Below are 3835 nucleotides of genomic sequence, written 5' to 3' on the forward strand. Positions count from 1 at the left end.
GCCGCCCAGGTGGCCGGGCCGGCCTTGGCGGGCGTGGTGGTGGCGGGCGGGGGCGCCGCCTGGGCGATCGCGATCGACGCCGCCAGTTATGCGGTCAGCGCCGCCTGCCTGATGGCCTTGCGCCTGCCGCCGCGCGCAAGCGTGCCGGCCGAACCGTTCCTGCAACAATTGCGGCTCGGCTGGGGCGCCTTCGTGCAGCATCGGTGGCTCTGGATCATCGTGTTGCAGTTCGGATTTTATCACATGCTCGTGATGGCGCCCACGATGGTGCTCGGGGCACTCACGGCCGAGACAAGGTTCGGGGGCGCTTCGGCCTGGGGGCTTTTGCTCGCAGCCCAGGGTCTTGGTGCGGTCGGAGGCGGCTTGGCGGCGATGCGGCTTCGCCCGGCGCGCCCCCTGGCGGTCGCGACATTGGCGACCTTCGCGGGCCTGCCGCTGGTGGTGGGCCTCGCCTGCGGAGCGCCGTTGCCGGTCGATGTGGCTGCCGCGGCGCTGTCGGGGGCCGGCTTCGCGGTGTTCACGCTGTTGTTCGACACCACGATGCAGCGTGAGGTGCCACCGGAGGCCTTGTCGCGTGTCAGCTCCTACGACTGGTTGGGCTCCTTCGCGCCCGTGCCCGTCGGCTATGCGCTTGTCGGGCCGTTGTCGGCCTTGTTGGGTCGCGATGGAGCGCTCTGGTTTGCGGCCGGCTGGCTGGCGTTGAGCTCGACCGTGGTGCTGGCCATCCCGGCCGTACACGGGCTGCGCGACCCTGGCGCGCGGCCGGGGTAGGGCGCCCTCAGCCATCCCAGGCATGGCCCAGCAGAACTGCGGCGAGGATCAGCATGGTGCAGCCCACGAGGGCGTCGAGCCAGCGCCAGATGGCGGGACGAGCGAATAGCGGCACCAGGATGCGAGCGCCAAAGCCGACGGTCGCGAACCAGCCGAAGCTCGCGGCGGAAGCGGCGGCCACGAAGATGGGCCGGAGACCGGCAGGCTGGCTTGCCCCCGCGGCGCCCATCAACACCACCGTATCGAGATAGACATGCGGGTTCAGCAGCGTGAAGCCGGCCGCGGTGGCGAGCGTCCGCCCGAGCGTCATGGCCGGCTGCGATCCTGCGTCGAGGCTCGCGCCGGTCGTGGCGCGGCGGAGCGCCAGGACGCCGTAGCAACCCAGAAACGCGGCGCCGCCGAGCGCCATCACCGTGGCGAGGTCCGGTACCATCTGCAGCAGCGATCCCGCGCCGGCCACGCCCGCCGCGATCAGCCCCGTGTCGGCGAGGCCGCACAACACGACCACGGGCCCGACATGCCGGCACAAAAGACCTTGGCGCAGCACGAACAAGTTCTGCGCCCCGATGGCGACGATAAGAACGGCGCCCGTGCCGAAGCCCGAGGCGGCTGCCGCCGCGATGGAGACCATGATGTGGGCCTGAAGCTCGAAGGTCAGCCCGGCATCGCCGGCGCCATCATGGCGTCGACGGCCCGGATCAGGCGGTCGATGTCCTCCGGCCGTGATTGCCGATGGTCGGCATCCTTGATCAGGGTGACGCTGACGGGATCGAAGGTGAGGTGTTCGACCAGCAGCATGGCATGCTGCCAGGGCACGTCCGGGTCACGCATCCCCTGCAGGATGTGCACGGGCCCATGCGTCCGGATCGGTGCGTCGAGCAGCAGGTGGCGGCGGCCGTCTTCGATCAATGCTCGCGTCACCGGCACCGGCTCGGCCGCGTAATCGGTCGGCCGCATCCAGCGCCCCTCCGTCTCGATGACGTGGCGGATCGCGGGGGTGAACTGGGCCCACATCAGCACTTCCGTGAAATCCACCGCCGGGGCGATCAGCACCGTGCCGGCGAGGCGATGGGCTTCACCGGCTTCCGCCAAGGCCCGCGCCACCAGGAGCGCGATCCAGCCGCCCATCGACGATCCGACCAGCACCTGCGGCCCCTCCGTTTCGGAGCGGATCATCGTCAGCGCGTCGGCGAACCAGAGCCCGATCGTCCCGTCAGTGAAGTCGCCGTCGGACTCGCCATGACCGGAATAGTCGAACCGCAGACAGGCCCGGCCGGCCTGTCTGGCCCAGGCGTCGAGCGCCACGGCCTTGGTGGACGCCATGTCGGATTTGTAGCCGCCCAGCCAGACGAGGCCGGGGCCGCCGACCCCGGGTGCCGCGCGTGTGCGGCGATAGGCGAGGCGCCGGGGGGCGCCGCCCGGCAGCGGCGGCGGCACAAGAAAGTGGAGATCGTCGTCACGCATTGTTAAAGAAGTTCACTCCATTGCTAAGGGCCGGCGGCCTGCAGGAGGCTGGTGAGAACCTGTGTAGACCTGGGGAGCCGATGCCGCAAAGCTATGCCGCTTCCCCGTTCGTGCAGGATCAAACCCATCCGCTCGCCGGGCGCACGGTGCTGCAGATCATTCCGGCGCTCGACGCGGGCGGGGCGGAGCGCACCGCCGTCGATACGGCCGGGGCGCTCGCGGCCGTGGGGGCGCGAGCCCTCGTGGCCTGCGAGGGTGGCCGGCTGGTGGCCGAACTGCAGGCGCGCGGCGGCATCTGGGTGCCGTTTCCGGCCGGGGAAAAAAACCCGCTCGCCATGGCGCTCAACGTCCGCAAGCTGATCCGGCTGGTTCACACCGAGCGGCCGGCACTGGTGCATGCCCGGTCGCGGGCCCCCGCCTGGGTGGCGCTCGCGGCCTGCCGGCTCACCCGGACGCCCTTCATGACCACCTACCACGGCGCCTATAGCGGGCGCAGCCCGTTGAAGCTGCGCTACAATTCCGTCATGGCGCGGGGCGACATGGTGGTGGCCAATTCGCTCTATACGCGCGACCTGATCATCAAGAACTTTCCCTGGGCGCGCGAACGGTTGCGGGTGGTGGTGAACGGCGCCGACCTGCGGCGTTTCACGCCCGAGGCGATCGATCCTGCCCGCGTCGAGCGGCTGCGCACCGCCTGGGGCGTGGCGCCGGAAGACCGCATCGTGCTGCTGGCGGCCCGGCTCACCGGCTGGAAGGGGCAGCGGGTGCTGATCGAGGCCGCGGCGCGGCTCGCCCGGCAGGATCCCGGTGGCGGCACCGTCTTCGTGCTGGCTGGCGACGAGCAGGGCAAGACCGGCTACGTCAAGGAACTCGACGGGCTGATCGCCAAGGCCGGGCTTGAAGGCGTGATCCGCCGCGTCGGCCATTGCGACGACATGCCGGCCGCCTTCATGGCCGCAAGCGTCGTCACCGTGCCCTCGACCGAGCCGGAAACCTTTGGCCGCGTCGCCGTGGAGGCGCAGTCGGTCGGCACCCCCGTGGTCGTGTCGGACCTCGGCGCAGTGCGGGAAACCGTGCTGGCGCCGCCCGAAACCGCGCCCGAAGCCCGCACCGGCTGGCGCGTGCCGGCCGGCGACGCCGAGGCGCTCGCCGACGCCATCGGGGCAGCCTTGCGGCTCGGTGCCAGTGCCCGGGACGCCATGGCGCGGCGCGCGCGCCTCCATGTGGAGGCGCATTTCTCCGTCGATCGCATGGAACACGACATGCTGGACGCTTATGCGGTGCTGCTCGAGTCGCACGCCGCCGGTTCGACGATGGCGGCGCGCTAGGAGCCGAACCATGACCCGCATGCTGGCCCTGGTGGAGGACGCCGTTAACGCCGCGAGCGCGATCCAGGAAGGCGTCGATCGCCTCGTGGTGCGGGTGAGCGCCTTGGCCGACCTTTCGATGATCGGCGCGGCGGCCCGCGGCCGCTGCCCGGTTTCACTCTGGTGGCCGGATGGGAGCGCCGGCCTCGACGCGGCGCTGGCGGCCTGCGGGGCCGACGAGCTTTGGACCGTCGGCCCTGCCGGCCCGTCCGCCTTCCCGGTCTGGGAGGTTG

General features: G+C 71.1%; 5 protein-coding genes. 3 read left to right on the plus strand and 2 right to left on the minus strand.

The window, feature by feature from the left end; translation table 11 throughout:
- The coding region (locus P7D22_RS22545; protein WP_319936494.1) for an MFS transporter at positions 1 to 771 on the plus strand (771 nt) is incomplete at its 5' end.
- Positions 772 to 778: 7 nt separating this feature from the next.
- Here P7D22_RS22545 and P7D22_RS22550 read toward each other — a convergent pair.
- Positions 779 to 1402, minus strand: a complete 624-nt coding sequence (locus P7D22_RS22550; protein WP_319936495.1) for a LysE/ArgO family amino acid transporter — start codon at positions 1400 to 1402, stop codon at positions 779 to 781.
- Positions 1403 to 1425: 23 nt separating this feature from the next.
- Positions 1426 to 2235 (minus strand): alpha/beta hydrolase, encoded by an 810-nt coding sequence (locus tag P7D22_RS22555; protein WP_319936496.1) that lies wholly within the window; start codon positions 2233 to 2235, stop codon positions 1426 to 1428.
- Positions 2236 to 2315: 80 nt separating this feature from the next.
- On the opposite strand from P7D22_RS22555, the gene P7D22_RS22560 reads away from it, so the two are divergent.
- Positions 2316 to 3563 (plus strand): glycosyltransferase family 4 protein, encoded by a 1248-nt coding sequence (locus P7D22_RS22560; RefSeq protein WP_319936497.1) that lies wholly within the window; start codon positions 2316 to 2318, stop codon positions 3561 to 3563.
- Between the two features lie 10 nt (positions 3564 to 3573).
- Positions 3574 to 3835 (plus strand): hypothetical protein (locus P7D22_RS22565; RefSeq protein ID WP_319936498.1); only part of this gene is annotated, 262 nt, incomplete at its 3' end.

Source organism: Lichenihabitans sp. Uapishka_5, assembly GCF_033947565.1.
Taxonomy (GTDB): Bacteria; Pseudomonadota; Alphaproteobacteria; order Rhizobiales; family Beijerinckiaceae; genus Lichenihabitans.

Excerpts from the sequence above, each read along its gene's own strand:
- P7D22_RS22555 (WP_319936496.1), bottom strand. The coding sequence starts at position 2,235 with ATGCGTGACGACGATCTCCACTTTCTTGTGCCGCCGCCGCTGCCGGGC.
- P7D22_RS22560 (WP_319936497.1), top strand. The coding sequence starts at position 2,316 with ATGCCGCAAAGCTATGCCGCTTCCCCGTTCGTGCAGGATCAAACCCAT.
- P7D22_RS22550 (WP_319936495.1), bottom strand. The coding sequence starts at position 1,402 with ATGGTCTCCATCGCGGCGGCAGCCGCCTCGGGCTTCGGCACGGGCGCC.